The sequence below is a fragment of the Modestobacter sp. URMC 112 genome (genome assembly GCF_053502575.1).
Genome location: NZ_CP199957.1, coordinates 3,751,901 through 3,768,885, shown reverse-complemented (window position 1 = coordinate 3,768,885; position 16,985 = coordinate 3,751,901). Strand labels below are relative to the sequence as shown.

The following is a 16,985-nucleotide window of genomic DNA, read 5'->3' as shown; positions in this document are numbered from 1 at the left end:
TCTAAGCTCCGGGCGTGACGATCGCACCTGCCCCGATCGTGAGCCGGCCGAGCCCGGCACACGAGGCCGAGAAGGGCTCGCGGCTCCTGGGCCTGCTGCGCACCACCGACCACAAGACCATCGGCCTGATGTACCTGACGGTGTCGTTCGTCTGGTTCTTCGCCGGTGGCCTGATGGCGCTGCTGATGCGCGGTGAGCTCGGCCGTCCGGGCCTCCAGTTCCTCTCGCCCGAGCAGTACAACCAGCTGGTCACCATGCACGGCACGATCATGCTGCTGTTCTTCGCGACGCCGCTGTTCTTCGCGTTCGCGAACCTGATCATGCCGCTGCAGCTCGGTGCGCCCGACGTGGCCTTCCCCCGGCTGAACGCCTTCTCCTTCTGGCTGTTCTTCTTCGGCTCGTCGCTGGCGGTGTCGGGCTTCCTCACCCCCGGTGGTGCCGCCGACTTCGGCTGGTACGCCTACACCCCGCTGTCCACCGGCGCGCACACCCCGGGTGCCGGCGGTGACCTGTGGATTGCCGGCCTGGCGGTCAGCGGGCTGGGCACCATCCTCGGTGCAGTCAACTTCATCGCCACGATCGTCTGCCTGCGCGCCCCGGGCATGACCATGTTCCGGATGTCGATCTTCACGTGGGGCGCGCTGACGACCAGCATCCTCATCCTGCTGGCGTTCCCGATCCTCACCGCGGCGCTGATGGCGCTGCTGGCCGACCGGCACCTCGGCGCCCAGGTCTTCGCCCCCGAGAACGGCGGGCCGATGCTGTGGCAGCACCTCTTCTGGTTCTTCGGGCACCCCGAGGTCTACATCATCGCGCTCCCGTTCTTCTCGATCATCAGCGAGGTCATCCCTGTCTTCAGCCGCAAGCCGCTGTTCGGGTACAAGGGCATGGTCTTCGCGCTGATCGGCATCACCGCCCTGTCACTGGCGGTCTGGGCGCACCACATGTTCGCCACCGGCGCGGTGCTGCTGCCGTTCTTCAGCTTCATGACCTACCTGATCGCCGTGCCCACCGGGATCAAGTTCTTCAACTGGATCGGCACCATGTGGCGGGGCCAGATCACCTTCGAGGCGCCGATGCTCTTCAGCATCGGCTTCCTGATCACCTTCCTGCTCGGCGGGCTGACCGGTGTGCTGCTGGCCTCCCCGCCGCTGGACTGGCACCTCAACGACAGCTACTTCGTCGTGGCCCACTTCCACTACGTCGTCTTCGGCACCGTGGTGTTCGCCGCCTACGCCGGCATCTACTTCTGGTTCCCGAAGATGTGCGGCCGGATGATGGACGAGCGGCTGGGGAAGCTGCACTTCTGGCTGACCTTCATCGGGTTCCACGCCACGTTCCTGATCCAGCACTGGCTGGGCAACGAGGGCATGCCGCGCCGGTACGCCGACTACCTGACGACCGACCAGTTCACCTTCATGCACACGGTGTCCACGATCGGGTCGTTCATCCTCGGCGCCTCGACGATCCCGTTCGCCTACAACGTGATCAAGTCCTGGAAGCACGGCCGGCTCGCCCTGCGTGATGACCCCTGGGGCCACGGCAACTCGCTGGAGTGGGCGACATCCTCCCCGCCGCCGCGGCACAACTTCCTGGAGATCCCGCGGATCCGCTCGGAGCGTCCCGCCTTCGAGCTGCACTACCCGCACCTGCAGGAACGCCTGCAGATGGAGGCGCACGCCGGCAAGGGCCACGAGCCCTACGCCAGCGAGGTCCTCGAGGGCACCGGGAAGCGGCAGGGTCCGAACGACAAGGACTTCACCTAAAGGGCCCCGCTGCCCCCCCACCACTCGCGAGCTCGTGGTGGGACCCTGCACCGGGGCCACTGCCCCAGTGGCCGTTCCGGACGCCCCGCCAGCCAGTCGGCTGGCGGGGCGTCCGTCGTCCGGGCGGGTGCGGCGGGCCCGGGCAGGTCCGGCACCATGGCGGGGTGACCGACCGCGCTCCCGCCGTGCTCGCGCCGTCCGGTCCGCCGGCTGCCGGTCGGCCCACGTTCCTGCTGACCGTCACCGGGGCCGACCACCCCGGGGTCACCGCCGCGCTGTTCACCGCGCTGCCGAGCACCGGTGCGCACGCCGTCGAGGTCGTCGACGTGGAGCAGGTCGTGGTGCACGGGCAGCTGGCCCTGGGCGTCGTCGTCCGGGCGACCGCGCAGGAGCCCGGGGACACCGCCGGGCTGCTGGAGCGGCTCGGCGTGCTGGCCGGGGAGGTGTCCACCGAGACCGGCATGCAGGTGACCGTCGAGGCGTCGCACGCCCGGCCCGCGGACGGCGTCGACGCCGGGCGACCGCACCACGTCATCGTGCTGGGCCGGCCGGTGCCGCCCACCGCCGTCGCGGGCGCGGCGCGGGCGATCGCCGCCGTCGGCGGCAACATCGACGCGATCCGGCGGCTGTCGGACTACCCGGTCACCAGCTTCGAGCTGACCGTCTCCGGCGCCGGGGCCACCGAGCTGCGCACCGCCCTGGGCACCGTCGCCGCCGAGACCGGCACCGACGTGGCGGTCGAGCAGGTCGGCCTGGCCCGGCGCAGCAAGCGGCTCATCGTGCTCGACGTCGACTCCACGCTCGTCCGCGGCGAGGTCATCGACGAGCTGGCCGCCCGGGCCGGCCGGGCCGCCGAGGTCGCCCGGATCACCGCCGCCGCCATGAACGGCGAGCTGGACTTCGAGGAGTCGCTGCGCGCCCGGGTGGCCGCGCTGGCCGGGCTGCCGGTGGGCGTGCTGGACGAGGTCCGGGAGCACCTGGTGCTCACCCCCGGCGCCCGCACGCTGATCCGCACCCTGCAGCGGCTCGGCTTCCGCTGCGGCATCGTCAGTGGCGGCTTCAGCCAGATCACCGACCCGCTGGCCGCCGCCCTCGGCCTCGACTTCGCCGCCGCCAACACCCTCGAGGTGGCCGACGGGCAGCTCACCGGCGGCCTGGTCGGCGAGGTCGTCGACCGGGCGGGCAAGGCCCGGGCGCTGGCCCGCTTCGCCGCGCAGTACGGGATCCCGCTGGAGCAGACCGTCGCCGTCGGGGACGGCGCCAACGACCTGGACATGCTCAACGCCGCGGGGCTGGGCATCGCCTTCAACGCCAAGCCGGTGGTCCGCGAGCAGGCCGACGCCGCGCTCAACCAGCCCTACCTGGACGCCGTCCTGCAGGTGCTCGGCTTCACCCGGGACGACGTCCTCGACGCCACACCGACGTCATCCTGACGGATGACACCGCGGCCAGTTGCCGTCCCCGGCTCCAGCGGAGCCGCTGAGCTGCCTCCTCGGGGAGGCCTCCGGCCTCCCGTCGTCGGCAGTCACCAGCGCTGCGTTCGGCAGCTCAACTCGCCCGCTGCACCTCGCCGCGCACCTCCACGCCGGCGGCGCGGAGCTCGTCGAGGGCGGCAGCGGTGGACGCCTCGGCCACCCCGGCGGTGAGGTCGAGCAGCACCCGGGTCGCGAAGCCCGCACCGACCGCGTCCAGCGCGGTGGCCCGCACGCAGTGGTCGGTGGCGATGCCGACGACGTCGACGGCGTCCACGCCGTGCTGACGCAGCCAGTCGGCCAGCCCCACGCCGTCGCTGCTGCCCTCGAAGCCCGAGTACGCCGCGGCGTACTCGCCCTTGTCGAACACCGCCTCGATCGGACCGCGGTCCAGGTCCGGGTGCAGGTCCTCCCCGCCGGTGCCCACCACGCAGTGCGCCGGCCAGGTGGTGGCGTAGTCCGGCTGGCCGGAGAAGTGGCCGCCCGGGTCGACGTGGTGGTCGCGGGTGGCCACCACGTGCGCGTACCCGCCGCCGGCCGCGTGCGCGGTGATCGCCCGGGCCACCGCGCCGCCCCCGGCCACGGCGAGGCTGCCGCCCTCGCAGAAGTCGTTCTGCACGTCCACCACGACCAGCGCCCGGCTCATGCGCCCATCCTCCCTCGCCGCGCTTTCGGTACCGAAAGCGCGGGGAGGGCGGGGGTCCTTTGTCAGGCGGTGTAGGTCTCCAGGACCGGCTCGCCGCGGGACAGCGACCAGGCCTCGGCCGGCATGGTCGCCCGCACCCGCTCGTGCAGCTCCCGGGCCACCCGCAGCGCCTCGGGCGGCGGCCGGTGGCCGACCAGCTCGCCGCCGCGCACCAGCGGCACGAGCAGCTCGCGGTCGCCGTCCCGGCGCTCCACCGGACCGCTGGTGACGACCTCGCAGGTCGCCGTCCCGTCGGCGTCGTGCCGGCGGACGGCGTTCTTGCGGCCGCCCACCGAGCGCTTGCCCTCGGAGTTCTTGGCGACGGGCACGCCGTCCCGCTCGACCAGCTTGTAGACCATCCCCACGGTCGGGGCCCCGGAGCCGGTGACGAGCGAGGTCCCCACGCCGTAGCCGTCGACGGGTGCGGCGGCGAGCCCGGCGATGGCGTACTCGTCCAGGTCGCTGGTGACGATCACCCGGGTCTTGGTGGCGCCGAGGGAGTCCAGCAGCTCCCGGGCGCGGGTGGCCTGCGCGGTGAGGTCCCCGGAGTCCAGCCGCACCGCGCCCAGCTCCGGGCCGGCCACCTCGATCGCGGTCCGGATGCCCTGCTCGGTGTCGTAGGTGTCCACCAGCAGGGTGGTGTCCACGCCCAGGGTGGCCAGCTGCGAGCGGAAGGCAGCCGCCTCGTCGTCGTGCAGCAGGGTGAAGGCGTGCGCGCTGGTCCCGGTCGTCGGGATGCCGTAGCGGGCGCCGGCGGCCAGGTTCGAGGTGGCGGTGAAACCGACCAGCGCCGCCGCGCGGGCGGCCGCGACCGCGGCCTCCTCGTGGGTGCGCCGGGACCCCATCTCGATGCACGGCCGGCCGCACGCCGCCCCGACCATCCGCGCGCCGGCCGAGGCGATGGCGCTGTCGTGGTTGAGCACCGACAGCGCCAGGGTCTCCAGCAGCACGGCCTCGCCGAACGGGGCACGCACGGTCAGCACCGGGGAGCCGGGGAAGTAGAGGTCGCCCTCGGCGTAGCCGTCGACGTCGCCGGTGAAGCGGAAGCCGGCGAGGTGGTCGAGGAGCCGCTCGTCGTCCATGCCCTGCGCGCGGACGGCCTCGAGCTCGGCGTCGCCGAACCGGAAGTCGGTCAGGGCGTCGAGGAACCGCCCGGTGCCGGCGACCACCCCGTAGCGGCGGCCGTGTGGGAGGCGCCGGGCGAAGACCTCGAACACCGAGTCGCGTCCCGCCGTGCCGTCGGCGAGCGCCGCGGCCAGCATCGTCAGCTCGTAACGGTCGGTGAACATCGCCGGGCTCAGGTCGGGCGACGGCGGGCTCTGCGGCATGGGCCAGCACGATAGTGGCCACTGCCTGGAGCGGCCGGGGGAGTCGTCCTAGAGTGGACCGGTGGCCGGACCCCTCGCGCCCGAGCGCACCCCCGACGTGACGACGGGCGAGGAGTCGGAGATCGACCGGCCCTGGGTGACCGTCGTCTGGGACGACCCCGTCAACCTGATGACCTACGTGACCTTCGTGCTGCAGGAGCTGTTCGGCTACGACGAGCCGACGGCGACCACGCTGATGCTGCAGGTCCACAACGAGGGGAAGGCCATCGTGAGCTCCGGTCCTCGGGAGCGGATGGAGCACGACACGAACCGGCTGCACGCCTACGGCCTGTGGGCCACCTTCCAGCGGGACACGTGACCGAGCGCGCGAGCACCGCAGGTCGGGCCGCACAGCCGGCGGGCGCGAGCGGGGAGACCCGGTGAAGCCCTTCCGCCGCAAGGGCGACGCCGTCGTCGCCCGGTTCGTCGATGCCGAGGCGAGCATCGTCGGTCTGCTGCTGGACCAGCTGGAGCAGCTGCTCACCGCCGACCCCGACGACGCCGGGGGCGACCCGGTGGTCGAGCGGCTGCTGCCCCCCGGGCACAGCGACCCCGACCTGGCCGCGGAGTACCGCGACCTGACCGCGTCGGCGCTGCGCGAGGGCAAGGCCGACGACCTGGCGATGGTCCGGGCCACCCTTCCCGGCCGGGGCGGGGAGGTCCGGCTGGACGACGAGCAGGCCCGCGCGTGGCTGCGCACCACCAACGACCTCCGGCTGGCGCTGGGCACCCGGCTGGGCATCACCGCCGAGACCGAGCCCCCCGACGACCCGGCCGGCGACGAGGCCTCCCAGCTGACCGTCTACTACTGGCTCACCGCCGTGCAGGGCTCGCTGGTCGACGCGATCGCCGCGGGTCGCGGCGCCCGAAGGTGAGCAGCACCAGCACCGCGATGAGCAGGTCGGCGAGGAAGAACACGTAGACCAGGCTGGGCACGGGCATGCCCTTGACCAGCCCGCCGACGCAGGACAGCAGGGTCACCCCGGACAGCGCGGTCAGCAGCAGCAGGGCCAGTGCCCGGCCGGTGACCAGCAGCGCCAGCTCGATCCGGTCGGTCCGCTGGTCGGTGCTGGCGCGGCCGTTGCGCTGCCGCAGCCCGGCGACCCCGAGGGCGAGGGCGGGCAGCGGCACCAGCAGCACGCCGACGGCCATCAGCACCTCGAGTACCACGGGTCCCGACGCTATCGGCTCGGGGTCCGCTGGAGGACGATCAGCTCGTCCGCCGGACCCGTGCGCGGCTACGTTGCGCCCATGCCCTCGAGCACCGAGAGGTCCCGGCCCGTCGTGCGGGTGCCCGCGACCGGCCTGGCCGGGCAGTCGTGACGAGCACGTCGGTGTTCGCTGCGCTGCACCGCGGCCCCGGCCCGTTCCTGCTGCCCAACGCCTGGGACGTCGCGTCCGCGCTGCTGCTCGCCGACGCCGGCTTCCCCGCGATCGGCACCACCAGCCTCGGCATCACCGCCGCCGCCGGGCTGCCCGACGGAGCCGGGCTCGGCCGCGAGCTCACGGTCCACCTGGCCGCCGCGCTGGTGCCGCGGCTGCCCGTGCCCCTCACCGTCGACCTGGAAGGCGGCTACAGCGACGACCCCGCGGAGGTCGCGGCCCTCGCCGCGCAGCTGCACGCCCTCGGCGTCGCCGGGATCAACCTCGAGGACGGCCGCCCGGACGGTCAGCTCCGGCCGGTGACCGAGCACGCCGCCGTCGTCCGCGCCGTCACGGCCGCGGCACCGGGGCTGTTCGTCAACGCCCGCACCGACACCTACTGGCTCGGCGTCGGGCCCGACCAGGACCGGCTCCGCGAGACCGTCCGCCGCCTGCAGGCCTACGGCGACGCCGGCGCCTCCGGTGTCTTCACCCCGGGGCTGACCGACCTCCAGGCGATCGGGACCGTGACCGGCGCCGTCCCGCTGCCCCTGAACGTGCTCTGGCAGCCGCGCGCCGACCTCGCCGACCTGCGCTCCGCCGGGGTCGCCCGGATCAGCACCGGCTCGGCGCTCTACCGGCACTCCCTGGCCGCAGCCCTCGGCGCCGCCGAGGCGGCGCGCGCCGGGAGCCCCCCGGCCGGCGTCCCGCTCCCGTACGACGACGTCCAGCAGCTGCTCAGCCGGTACCGAGGCGCGGACCCCGGGGGACAGGTCATCTAGACTCGGGCCGTGCTGCGCATCGACCGCGCGACCTACGACGCCATCGTGGCCCACGCCCGGCAGGACCACCCGGACGAGGCCTGTGGTGTCGTGGCCGGCCCCGAGGGCAGCGACCGCCCCGAGCGCTTCATCCCGATGCTGAACGCGGCCCGGTCGCCCACGTTCTACGAGTTCGACAGCGCCGACCTGCTGAAGCTCTACCGCGACATGGACGCCCGGGACGAGGTGCCGGTGGTCGTCTACCACTCGCACACCGCCACCGAAGCCCGTCCCTCACGCACCGACATCAGCTACGCCTCCGAGCCCGAGGCGCACTACGTGCTGGTCTCCACCCGCGAGCACGGGACGCAGACCGGCCTGGTCGGCGACGACGTCGAGTTCCGCAGCTTCCGCATCGTCGACGGCGAGGTGCGCGAGGAGGACGTCGACGTGGTCGAGTCCTACCTGTTCGGCCACTCGCCGACGACGGTCGTCTACGACTGACGAAGGACCCCGCTGCCCCCCACGCCTCGTACCTCGGCGCGGGCCCCTGCAGCGGGGCCGAAGGGCCTGACGGAATCGTCGTCCGGTCCGCTGCGTTGCCCTGACCAGTCGCACCTCCCGCTGCGTGCACCTCCGGCAGCGGATCGCCGTATCCACGCACCCACCCTGAGGAGCACACCCATGGCCATCGAGGTCCGGATCCCGACCATCCTGCGCACCCACACCGGCGGCAACAAGACCGTCGCGGGCAGCGGCGCCACGCTCGGCGCCCTGGTCGACGACATCGACTCCCAGCACCCGGGCATCAAGAACCGCCTGGTGACCGAGGAGGGCAAGCTGCACCGCTTCGTCAACGTGTACGTCAACGACGAGGACGTGCGCTTCACCGGTGCGCTGGACACCGCCGTCAAGGACGGCGACTCCGTGACGATCCTGCCGGCCGTCGCCGGCGGCTGACGGGCACCGTCCGTCGCCACCGCCGCCCCGTAGGAGATCCCCCATGGCCCGCTTCGCCTCCCTCGTCGACTCCCTCGGCAACACCCCGCTCGTGGGGTTGCCGTCGCTGTCGCCCACGCCCGACGTCCGGCTGTGGGCGAAGCTGGAGGACCACAACCCGACCGGTTCGATCAAGGACCGCGCCGCCATCGCGATGATCGAGGCGGCGGAGAAGGAGGGGAAGCTGCGGCCCGGGGCGACGATCCTCGAGCCGACCAGCGGCAACACCGGCATCTCGCTGGCCATGGTCGCCCGGCAGCGCGGCTACCGGCTGATCTGCGTCATGCCGGAGAACACCTCGATCGAGCGCCGCCAGCTGCTGGAGATGTACGGCGCGCAGATCATCAGCTCCCCGGCGGCCGGCGGCAGCAACCAGGCGGTCGCCGTCGCCAAGGGCCTGGCCGCCGAGCACGACGACTGGGTGATGCTCTACCAGTACGGCAACCCGGCCAACGCCGAGGCGCACTACACCGGCACCGGCCCGGAGATCCTCGCCGACATGCCGTCGATCACCCACTTCGTCGCCGGGCTCGGCACCACCGGGACCCTGATGGGCGTCTCCCGGTACCTGCGCGAGCACAAGCCCGGTGTCCAGGTGGTCGCCGCCGAGCCGCGCTACGGCGAGCTGGTCTACGGCCTGCGCAACATCGACGAGGGGTTCATCCCCGAGCTGTACGACGCCGAGCTGCTGGACTCCCGGTTCTCCGTCGGCCCCGACGACGCCATCCACCGGACCCGCCAGCTGGTGGAGCGCGAGGGGATCTTCGCCGGCATCTCGACCGGCGCGATCCTGCACGCCGCCCTCGGGATCGCGGACAAGGAGGTCGCTGCCGGCCGCAGGGCCGACATCGTCTTCATCGTGTGCGACGGCGGCTGGAAGTACCTGTCCACCGGCGCCTACGCCGGCACCCTGGAGGAGGCCAGCTCGGCCCTCGAGGGCCAGCTCTGGGCATGAGCGACCTCACCCTGCCGGCGCGGGGGCTGCTGTTCGACAACGACGGCGTGCTGGTCGACTCCGAGACCGGGGTGGAGTCCTCGTGGCGCCGGTGGGCGCGCGAGCACGGGCTGGACGCCGACGAGGTCATGGCCGCGGTCCCCGGTCGCCGGGCGGCCGACACGGTCGCCGTCTTCGTCGAGCCCGGGCGGGTCGAGGGGTCGGTCGCGCTGATCACCCGTTACGAGCTCGAGGACGTCGACGGCACCACCGCCGTCCCCGGCGTCCTGCAGCTGGTCCCGCAGCTGGACGGCGTCCCGTGGGCGGTCGTCACGTCCGGGGTCCGTGAGCTGGCGACGGCACGGCTGCGGGCGGCGGGCGTGGTCCCGCCGGCCGTGGTGGTCACCGCCGAGGACGTGACCGCCGGCAAGCCCGACCCGGAGGGGTACGCGTCCGCGGCGGCCCGGCTGGGGCTGGCGCCCGCCGACGTGCTGGTGCTCGAGGACAGCGGGAGCGGCATCGCGGCCGGCCGGGCGGCCGGCTGCCGGGTGGTCGGCATCGGCGAGGGCGCCCTGGCCAGCCCGGCCGACGTCGTCGTCCGCGACCTGACCGGCTCCCGCTGGACCGGGGACGGCCTGCTGCTGCCCGCGGCCGCGCTGCTGCGCCGCCCGGCCCGCGCCGCCTGAGCCCGCCGCCCCGCCCGTCCTGTCGGTACCGGTGGCTAGCCTGGCGCGTGACATGGGGACGACGACCGCAGCCGACGCACCGATCGGCATCTTCGACTCCGGCGTGGGCGGGCTGACCGTCGCCCGGGCGGTGCTCGACCAGCTGCCGCACGAGGCGGTCCGCTACCTCGGCGACACCGCGCACGGCCCCTACGGCCCGCTGCCCATCGCCGAGGTCCGCCGGCACTCCCTCGCCGTCATGGACGAGCTGGTCGACGCCGGGGTCAAGATGCTGGTGGTCGCCTGCAACACCGCCAGCGCCGCGTGCCTGGCCGACGCCCGCGAGCGCTACGACGTCCCGGTGGTCGAGGTGGTGCTGCCCGCCGTCCGCCGCGCCACCGCCGCCACCCGAAACGGCCGGGTCGGCGTGATCGGCACCCAGGCCACCGTCACCAGCGGTGCCTACGAGGACGCCTTCGCCGCCGCACCGCAGATCACCGTCACCAGCGCCGCCTGCCCGAGCTTCGTGGACTTCGTCGAGCGCGGGGTGACCAGCGGCCGGCAGCTGCTGGGGCTGGCCCAGTCCTACCTCGACCCGCTGCTGGGCGCCGGCGTGGACACCGTCGTCCTGGGCTGCACCCACTACCCGCTGCTCACCGGCGTCCTCTCCCTCGTGCTCGGCGACGAGGTGACCCTGGTGTCCAGCGCCGAGGAGACCGCCAAGGACGTCTACCGGGTGCTCACCCGCGCCGACCTGCTCCGCGACCCGGAGGCGCCGCCGCCGGTGCACCGGTTCCTGGCCACCGGGGACCCGGAGCCCTTCGCCCGGCTGGGTCGCCGCTTCCTCGGCCCGGAGGTCGACATGGTCACCCGCACCGCGGTCGGTGCCGGCCCGGCGGTGTCGACGTGAGGCTGACCGTGGTCGGCTGCTCGGGCAGCGCCCCGGGCCCGACCTCGCCCGCCTCCTGCTACCTGGTCGAGCACGACGGCTTCGGCCTGCTGCTGGACCTCGGCAACGGGGCGTTCGGGTCACTGGTCGCGCTGGCCGGCCCGGCCGCCGTCGACGCGGTGTACCTGTCGCACCTGCACGCCGACCACTGCCTGGACGTCGCGCCGTTCATCGTCTGGCACCGCTACTCCGGCCAGGCCGCCCGCACCCCTCTCCCGCTGTACGCGCCGGTGGGCGCCGACCGGCGGCTCGCGCTCGCCTACGACGGTGGCGGCGCCGCGATCGACGACGTCTTCGACGTGGTCCCCATCGGGCCGGGGGAGTGGACGCTGGGCCCCTTTCGGGTCCGCACGGCGCGGACCGCGCACCCGGTCGAGTGCCACGCGGTGCGGCTGACCGCCGGCGGCCGGTCGCTGGTCTACACCGGCGACACCGGTCCCTCGGCCGCCGTCGAGGACCTCGCCCGCGGCGCCGACGTGCTGCTGTCCGAGGCCTCCCACCCCGACGTGCCGGGGCTGCCGCCGTCGCTGCACCTGACCGGGCGTGAGGCCGGGGAGCTGGCCGCGTCCGCCGGGGTCGGGCGGCTGCTGGTCACCCACGTGCCCGCGTGGGTCGACCCCGAGGCCCAGCTCGCCGATGCCCGGACGGCGTTCCCGCCCGCCGAGCTCGCCCGGCACGCCGCCTCCTACGAGATGTAGGACCCCCTTGCCCCCCACCACTCGCAAGCTCGGCGCGGGCCCCTGCAGAGGGGCCGTGGGCCGGCGGGACGGGTTGCCCGGCCGGTGTCGGGCGGGCACGGTGACCGGATGGCAGACGAGGAACGGGACGGCGTCCGGCTGACCAGCCTGGACTCCCCGCTGGGCGACGGGCTCGAGGTGGCCAAGCGCGACCTGGTCGACCACCTCGACGCGTTCGCCGACCGGCTGGTGCCGCTGTTGGCCGGGCGGCCGCTGACCGTCAAGCGGATCCGGCCCGGGGCGGCGCCCTTCATCCAGCGCGACGTGCCCAAGGGCGCTCCGGACTGGGTGCGCACGGTGGCCACCTGGTCCGACCGGGCCCGGCGCGAGGTCCACCAGGTGCTCTGCGACGACCGGCGGACCCTGCTGTGGCTGGCCAACCAGCGGGCGGTGGAGTTCCACGTCCCGTTCAGCCGGGTGGACGACGAGCAGCCGACCGGACTGGTGCTCGACCTCGACCCGCCCGACGGCGCCCCCTTCGACGTCGTCGTCCGCACCGCGCTGCTGTGCCGGGAGGCGCTCGCCCAGTGCGAGCTGTCGGCGGCGGTGAAGACCAGCGGGTCCAGCGGGCTGCACGTCGTCGTCCCGGTGCACGGCTCCGCTGCCGAGGACGTCGCGGCGGCCACCCGTGCCCTCGCGGCGCGCGCCGAGCGGCTGGACCCGGAGCTCGCGACCACCGCCTACGTGGTCGCCGAACGAGGGGACCGGGTCTTCGTGGACTCCACCCGCTCGGGCCGGGGCACCATCGTGGCCGCCTACAGCCCCCGCGTCCGCCCGGGCCTGCCGGTCTCCGCGCCGGTCGGCTGGGCGGACCTGGACGCCGTCCGCCCGGGCGACGTCACGGTGCGCACCGCGGGCGAGCGCTTCGGCGACTCCGACCCGTGGACCGCCGCGCTGCCCGCGCCGCAGCGGCTGCCCGCCGACCTCGTCGCCGAGGGGCACACCATCCCGGTCGCCCGGGTGCAGGCCATGCACGAGGGGAAGCGCCGGGCCCGCGCCAAGGCGGCCGGCGAGAGCGGCTGAAGATGGTCAGCGGCTGCAGGTGCCGGTGAGGACCAGGAACGGGGACACGGCCGGGGTCGACGACCAGCTGCCGCGCACCGCGCTGACGCGGTAGGTGTACTGGATGAGCGTCACGACGGTGGAGTCCCGGTAGGTGCGGTCGCCGGCCGGGACGGTCGTCAGCGGAGTCCACGTCGGCGCCGGGTCGGTGCGGCGCTCGATCCGGTACCCGGTCGCGGTGGTCCCGGTGGCCGTCCACGAGACGTCGACCGCCGAGCCGGTGATGGGGCAGGCGTCCTGCAGGGTCACCGCGGACGGCGGGGTCAGCGACACCGTGCTGACCGCGTGACCGCCGGAGACCCGGGCGGTGAAGGCGGCGTCGGCCGGGGCGGGCCCACCGGTGCCGGCCGCGAGCCCACCGACCACGGCGAGCAGGGCGGCGGAGCGGCGTCCTGCCCGGCGGCGTCGGGGGTCGCGCGCGGGGGTGTCCGGGCGACGCCAGATCGACCGCAGGGCCGAGACCGCGAAGACCCCGGGGAGCACGACGGCGACCGTGGTCAGGCCGAGCGGCGAGCGGACGGCGTCGACCAGCCGGCCGCCCCACGGCGCGGCGGCCACGACCACCCACACCCGGTCGCCGAGCAGCTGTGCCTCCCAGGGGTCCGGGCCGGGGTTGGCGTCCCCGCGGGTGCGGACCACGGTCCGCCCGCCGGAGTGGTCGACGGCGACGACCCGGTGGGTGAGCAGCGGAGGGGCAGGTGTGGGGGCGTGGAAGGTGATGACCGCTCCGGTCCGCAGCCCGGCGAGCGGTTCGTGCCGTTCCACCAGGACCGCGCCCGCCGGCAGGGCGGGGGCCATGCTGCCGCTGTCGACGGTGACCAGCCGGATCCCGGACCGGCCGGCCAGCAGCGTGCCGGCCAGCACCGACAGGCACAGCACCAGCAGCACGGTGGCGCCGTGCCGCCGCAGCAGCGCGGCGCGGCGGCGGCGGGGCCGCGGCGGACCGGCCCCGTCGGCGCCGCCCGGCGCCGGGGCGCTCACGCCGCGTCGACGACGTAGGTGACCGAGGCCGCCCTGCCCTGGAACGTGTTGTCCGCGGTCGTGGGCAGCAGCTCGGTCAGCAGCAGGTGGTCCGTGCCGCCCGGCTGGCCGGCCAGCATCCCCGACAGGGCCTGCGCGGTCATCGCCACCGGCCGGTAGGCCAGGACCGTCGTCCGGCTGCCGGTGCAGCCGTAGGTGTAGCCGGGCGCCGAGCCCGACTCCGTCCACGCCACCGTGCACCGCTCCACGCGGACCTGCAGCCCGTGCACGGCGTCGGTGTAGAGCGGGGACGCGGCCGTGCCGGTCGTGGTCAGCGTGAACGTGGCCAGGTCCGTGGTGCCGGAGTTGCGCAGGTCGAAGGCCCGCTGGACGGTGTCGCCGGGGGAGAGGTCGACGGCGTCCACGGCCAGCCGGTTGGCGGCCGACCCGGCCGTGCCCAGCACCAGCTGCGCCGTCCCGGTGGCCACCGAGTGCCCGTCGGTGACGCTGGCGCTGAACGCCGCGTAGCTGCCGGTCGCCGCGACGGCCAGCGAGGCGCCCAGTGCGGCGGCGCTGAGCAGGAGCTTCCGGCCGATGCCGACCTCACGGTCGGGCTCGCCGACCACGTCGGTGCCAGCCATCCGGTCTCCTCGCAGGACGTCCACCTCGCGTCCACCAGGAGGGGCCGCCGGTGCGCTCACCGGCACCATCGGCACCGGGCGCGGCGATGTTGACGTCAACCGGATGGCGCCCGTCCGGGACGGTCGCCTGCCGGCGGGGAGGTCAGCCCTCCAGGCCCAGGTCGCGCAGCAGCTTGGACACGTGGCCGGTGGCCTTGACGTTGTAGGCGGCCTTCTCGATCCGGCCCTCGGCGTCCACGATGAACGTCGAGCGGATCACCCCGACGACCTCCTTGCCGTACAGCTTCTTCGGGCCGAAGGCGCCGTACGCGCGCAGCGTCTCCTTGTCCGGGTCGGAGACCAGGGTGATGCCCAGCTCCTCCTTCTCCCGGAAGCGCAGCAGCTTGTCGGGGGCGTCGGGGGAGATGCCGATGATGTCCAGCCCGGCCTCGGCGAGGTCGCCGGCGGCCGCGGTGAAGTCGACGGCCTGGGTGGTGCAGCCCGGGGTCAGCGCCGCCGGGTAGCAGTAGACGATGACCCGCCGGCCGCGGTAGGAGGCCAGCGAGACGGGGGTGCCGTCGGCGTCGGGCAGGGTGAAGTCCGGCGCCACGTCACCGGGGGTGAGGCGGACGGGGGCGACGTCGGTCTCGGTCATGCCCGGCATCGTGCCGCACCCGCCCGACAGGACCCAACCGCCGTCCCGCCGCCGTGGTCACCCAGGAGCCGCCCGGCCGCTCACCCGGCCAGGAAGCTCAGCCGCACGTGCCGGCTGGGGTTGTCGACGTTGGTGTCGACGAAGCAGATCCGCTGCCAGGTGCCCAGCGCCAGCCGGCCCTCCAGCACCGGCACGGTGGCGTGCGGCGGGACGAACGCCGGCAGCACGTGGTCCCGGCCGTGGCCGCGCGCCCCGTGCCGGTGCCGCCACCGGTCGTCGCGGGGGAGCAGCTCGTCCAGCTGGGCCAGCAGGTCGTCGTCGCTGCCCGCCCCCGTCTCGATGACCGCCACGCCGGCCGTCGCGTGCGGCACGAACACCTGCAGCAGGCCGTCGCCCTCCGCGCGGACGAACTCCGCGCACTCGTCGGTCAGGTCGACCACCGAGGGGACCCCGCCCGTCCGCACCGCCCGCAGCTCCGATCGCATGAAGCGAGGGTGTCACGCGGTCCGGAGGACCGCTGTGGAGCGCCGGCGCGGGGGTCGGAGACCTCCCGCCGGTGGTCCACGCAGCGGCTCACCGCAGCCGGGGACGGCACCTGGCCGCGGTGTCGCCCTGAGGGTGACGATGTGCGCAGCACTAGCCTCCGTGGGGTGACCCGCCCCGACGGCCGCGCGGCCGACCAGCTCCGCCCGGTGACCATCACCCGCTCCTGGCTCGACCACGCCGAGGGCTCGGTGCTCGTCGAGTTCGGCCGCACCCGGGTGCTGTGCGCGGCCAGCGTCACCGAGGGCGTCCCCCGCTGGCGCCGCGGCTCGGGCCTGGGCTGGGTGACCGCCGAGTACTCGATGCTCCCGCGCGCCACCCACACCCGCAGCGACCGGGAGTCGGTGAAGGGCCGGATCGGCGGCCGGACCCACGAGATCAGCCGGCTGATCGGCCGCTCGCTGCGCGCCAGCATCGACCTGGCCGCGCTGGGCGAGAACAGCATCGCGCTGGACTGCGACGTCCTGCAGGCCGACGGCGGCACCCGGACGGCGGCCATCACCGGCGCCTACGTCGCGCTGGCCGACGCCGTCTCCTGGCTCGGCGAGCGCAAGAAGCTGGCCCGGCCCACCGCCATCAGCCAGTCGGTCGCCGCGGTCAGCGTCGGGGTGGTCGACGGGGAGCCCCGGCTGGACCTGGCCTACGAGGAGGACGTCAAGGCCGGCACCGACATGAACGTCGTGTGCACCGGGGACGGCAGCTTCGTCGAGGTGCAGGGCACCGCCGAGGGGGCGGTGTTCGACCGGCCCACCCTGGACGCGCTGCTCGACCTGGCCGTCACCGGGTGCGCGGAGCTGACCCAGCTGCAGCAGAAGGCGCTGGCCCGGTGAGCACCCGGCTGCTGCTGGCCACCCGGAACCCCGGCAAGCTCGCCGAGCTGCAGCGGCTGCTGTCCAGCGCGGTGCCGGGGGTGGAGGTGGTCGGCCTGCGCGACGTCCCCGAGTACCCCGAGGCTCCCGAGACCGGCGCGACGTTCGAGGACAACGCCCTGCTCAAGGCCCGGGAGGCGGTCCGGTACACCGGACTGCCGGCGGTGGCCGACGACTCCGGCCTGGCCGTGGACGCGCTCAACGGGATGCCCGGGGTCCTGTCGGCCCGCTGGTGCGGCCGGCACGGGGACGACGCCGCGAACACCGCGCTGCTGCTGGGCCAGCTCGCCGACGTCCCGGACGAGCGGCGCGGCGGGGCGTTCGTCTGCGCGGCGGCGCTGGTCACCCCCGAGGGCACCGACTACGTGCTGGAGCGGCAGTGGCGGGGGAGCGTCGCCCGGGAGCCGCGCGGGAGCAACGGCTTCGGCTACGACCCGGTGTTCGTGCCCGAGGGGCTGTCGGTCACCGCCGCCGAGCTGAACCCGGCCGAGAAGGACGCCCGCAGCCACCGGGGGCAGGCCTTCGCCGCGCTGGTCCCGGTGCTCGCCGAGGTCCTCGGCAGCTGAGGTCCCCGGACGC

The 16,985-nt window shown here is 74.5% G+C and carries 21 protein-coding genes; 14 read left to right on the top strand and 7 right to left on the bottom strand.

All coding sequences use genetic code 11. From position 1 onward, the window contains the following. The first annotated feature begins 14 nt into the window (after positions 1-14). Both ctaD and serB read left to right on the top strand, forming a co-directional pair. Positions 15-1,766 (top strand): aa3-type cytochrome oxidase subunit I, encoded by a 1,752-nt coding sequence (ctaD, locus tag ACWIX6_RS17860; protein ID WP_448613776.1) that lies wholly within the window; start codon positions 15-17, stop codon positions 1,764-1,766. A 164-nt stretch (positions 1,767-1,930) separates the two neighbouring features. After that, positions 1,931-3,199, top strand: a complete 1,269-nt coding sequence (serB, locus tag ACWIX6_RS17855; protein WP_448613775.1) for a phosphoserine phosphatase SerB — start codon at positions 1,931-1,933, stop codon at positions 3,197-3,199. Between the two features lie 115 nt (positions 3,200-3,314). Here the strand turns inward: serB and ACWIX6_RS17850 are convergent, their stop codons facing one another. Both ACWIX6_RS17850 and ACWIX6_RS17845 read right to left on the bottom strand, forming a co-directional pair. After that, positions 3,315-3,884: an isochorismatase family protein gene (locus ACWIX6_RS17850; RefSeq protein WP_448613774.1), complete on the bottom strand. Its 570-nt coding sequence runs from the start codon at positions 3,882-3,884 to the stop codon at positions 3,315-3,317. A gap of 62 nt (positions 3,885-3,946) precedes the next feature. Further along, on the bottom strand, positions 3,947-5,251 hold the full coding sequence (locus ACWIX6_RS17845; RefSeq protein ID WP_448613773.1) for a nicotinate phosphoribosyltransferase: 1,305 nt from the start codon (positions 5,249-5,251) through the stop codon (positions 3,947-3,949). A 61-nt stretch (positions 5,252-5,312) separates the two neighbouring features. Here ACWIX6_RS17845 and clpS point away from each other — a divergent pair, with 61 nt between their 5' ends. Continuing rightward, complete coding sequence (gene clpS / locus ACWIX6_RS17840; protein ID WP_448613772.1) at positions 5,313-5,609, top strand: ATP-dependent Clp protease adapter ClpS; 297 nt, start codon at positions 5,313-5,315, stop codon at positions 5,607-5,609. 61 nt (positions 5,610-5,670) lie between these two features. Beyond that, positions 5,671-6,165, top strand: a complete 495-nt coding sequence (locus tag ACWIX6_RS17835; RefSeq protein ID WP_448613771.1) for a DUF2017 family protein — start codon at positions 5,671-5,673, stop codon at positions 6,163-6,165. On the opposite strand, the gene ACWIX6_RS17830 is transcribed toward ACWIX6_RS17835, so the two are convergent. Further along, on the bottom strand, positions 6,104-6,460 hold the full coding sequence (locus ACWIX6_RS17830) for a hypothetical protein (RefSeq protein WP_448613770.1): 357 nt from the start codon (positions 6,458-6,460) through the stop codon (positions 6,104-6,106). The two genes, ACWIX6_RS17835 and ACWIX6_RS17830, sit on opposite strands and share 62 nt — an antisense overlap. Positions 6,461-6,624: 164 nt before the next feature. Here ACWIX6_RS17830 and ACWIX6_RS17825 point away from each other — a divergent pair, with 164 nt between their 5' ends. The 8 genes from ACWIX6_RS17825 (at position 6,625) to ACWIX6_RS17790 (ending at position 12,720) form a co-directional block, all read left to right on the top strand. Further along, positions 6,625-7,434 (top strand): isocitrate lyase/PEP mutase family protein, encoded by an 810-nt coding sequence (locus ACWIX6_RS17825; protein WP_448613769.1) that lies wholly within the window; start codon positions 6,625-6,627, stop codon positions 7,432-7,434. Positions 7,435-7,443: 9 nt separating this feature from the next. Then, positions 7,444-7,917 (top strand): Mov34/MPN/PAD-1 family protein, encoded by a 474-nt coding sequence (locus ACWIX6_RS17820; RefSeq protein ID WP_448613768.1) that lies wholly within the window; start codon positions 7,444-7,446, stop codon positions 7,915-7,917. Positions 7,918-8,097: 180 nt separating this feature from the next. Then, entirely contained in the window at positions 8,098-8,373 is a 276-nt protein-coding gene (locus ACWIX6_RS17815; RefSeq protein ID WP_448613767.1) for a MoaD/ThiS family protein, read from the top strand. A gap of 43 nt (positions 8,374-8,416) precedes the next feature. Beyond that, positions 8,417-9,367 (top strand): PLP-dependent cysteine synthase family protein, encoded by a 951-nt coding sequence (locus ACWIX6_RS17810; protein WP_448613766.1) that lies wholly within the window; start codon positions 8,417-8,419, stop codon positions 9,365-9,367. After that, positions 9,364-10,032, top strand: a complete 669-nt coding sequence (locus ACWIX6_RS17805) for an HAD-IA family hydrolase (protein ID WP_448613765.1) — start codon at positions 9,364-9,366, stop codon at positions 10,030-10,032. Before ACWIX6_RS17810 ends, ACWIX6_RS17805 begins: the two co-directional genes overlap by 4 nt. Before the next feature lie 52 nt (positions 10,033-10,084). Next, positions 10,085-10,921: a glutamate racemase gene (gene murI, locus ACWIX6_RS17800; protein WP_448613764.1), complete on the top strand. Its 837-nt coding sequence runs from the start codon at positions 10,085-10,087 to the stop codon at positions 10,919-10,921. Continuing rightward, entirely contained in the window at positions 10,918-11,658 is a 741-nt protein-coding gene (locus ACWIX6_RS17795; protein WP_448613763.1) for an MBL fold metallo-hydrolase, read from the top strand. Before murI ends, ACWIX6_RS17795 begins: the two co-directional genes overlap by 4 nt. Positions 11,659-11,766: 108 nt before the next feature. Continuing rightward, positions 11,767-12,720, top strand: a complete 954-nt coding sequence (locus ACWIX6_RS17790; RefSeq protein ID WP_448613762.1) for a DNA polymerase domain-containing protein — start codon at positions 11,767-11,769, stop codon at positions 12,718-12,720. 6 nt (positions 12,721-12,726) lie between these two features. Here the strand turns inward: ACWIX6_RS17790 and ACWIX6_RS17785 are convergent, their stop codons facing one another. The 4 genes from ACWIX6_RS17785 to ACWIX6_RS17770 all read right to left on the bottom strand — a co-directional run bounded on the left by ACWIX6_RS17785 (position 12,727) and on the right by ACWIX6_RS17770 (position 15,479). Continuing rightward, positions 12,727-13,740: a signal peptidase I gene (locus tag ACWIX6_RS17785; protein WP_448613761.1), complete on the bottom strand. Its 1,014-nt coding sequence runs from the start codon at positions 13,738-13,740 to the stop codon at positions 12,727-12,729. After that, complete coding sequence (locus ACWIX6_RS17780) at positions 13,737-14,360, bottom strand: TasA family protein (protein WP_448613760.1); 624 nt, start codon at positions 14,358-14,360, stop codon at positions 13,737-13,739. Before ACWIX6_RS17780 ends, ACWIX6_RS17785 begins: the two co-directional genes overlap by 4 nt. 142 nt (positions 14,361-14,502) lie before the next feature. Next, a complete protein-coding gene (gene bcp / locus ACWIX6_RS17775) occupies positions 14,503-14,994 on the bottom strand; it encodes a thioredoxin-dependent thiol peroxidase (RefSeq protein WP_448613759.1) in 492 nt (163 codons plus the stop codon). 80 nt (positions 14,995-15,074) lie between these two features. Continuing rightward, on the bottom strand, positions 15,075-15,479 hold the full coding sequence (locus ACWIX6_RS17770) for a YjbQ family protein (protein WP_448613758.1): 405 nt from the start codon (positions 15,477-15,479) through the stop codon (positions 15,075-15,077). Positions 15,480-15,644: 165 nt separating this feature from the next. Here ACWIX6_RS17770 and rph point away from each other — a divergent pair, with 165 nt between their 5' ends. Together rph and rdgB are read left to right on the top strand one after the other, a co-directional pair. Beyond that, positions 15,645-16,367 (top strand): ribonuclease PH, encoded by a 723-nt coding sequence (gene rph / locus ACWIX6_RS17765; RefSeq protein WP_448613757.1) that lies wholly within the window; start codon positions 15,645-15,647, stop codon positions 16,365-16,367. Beyond that, positions 16,364-16,972, top strand: coding sequence for an RdgB/HAM1 family non-canonical purine NTP pyrophosphatase (gene rdgB, locus ACWIX6_RS17760; protein WP_448613756.1), 609 nt, complete (start codon positions 16,364-16,366; stop codon positions 16,970-16,972). The genes rph and rdgB overlap by 4 nt, the downstream gene beginning before the upstream one ends. The last annotated feature ends 13 nt before the right edge of the window (positions 16,973-16,985 follow it).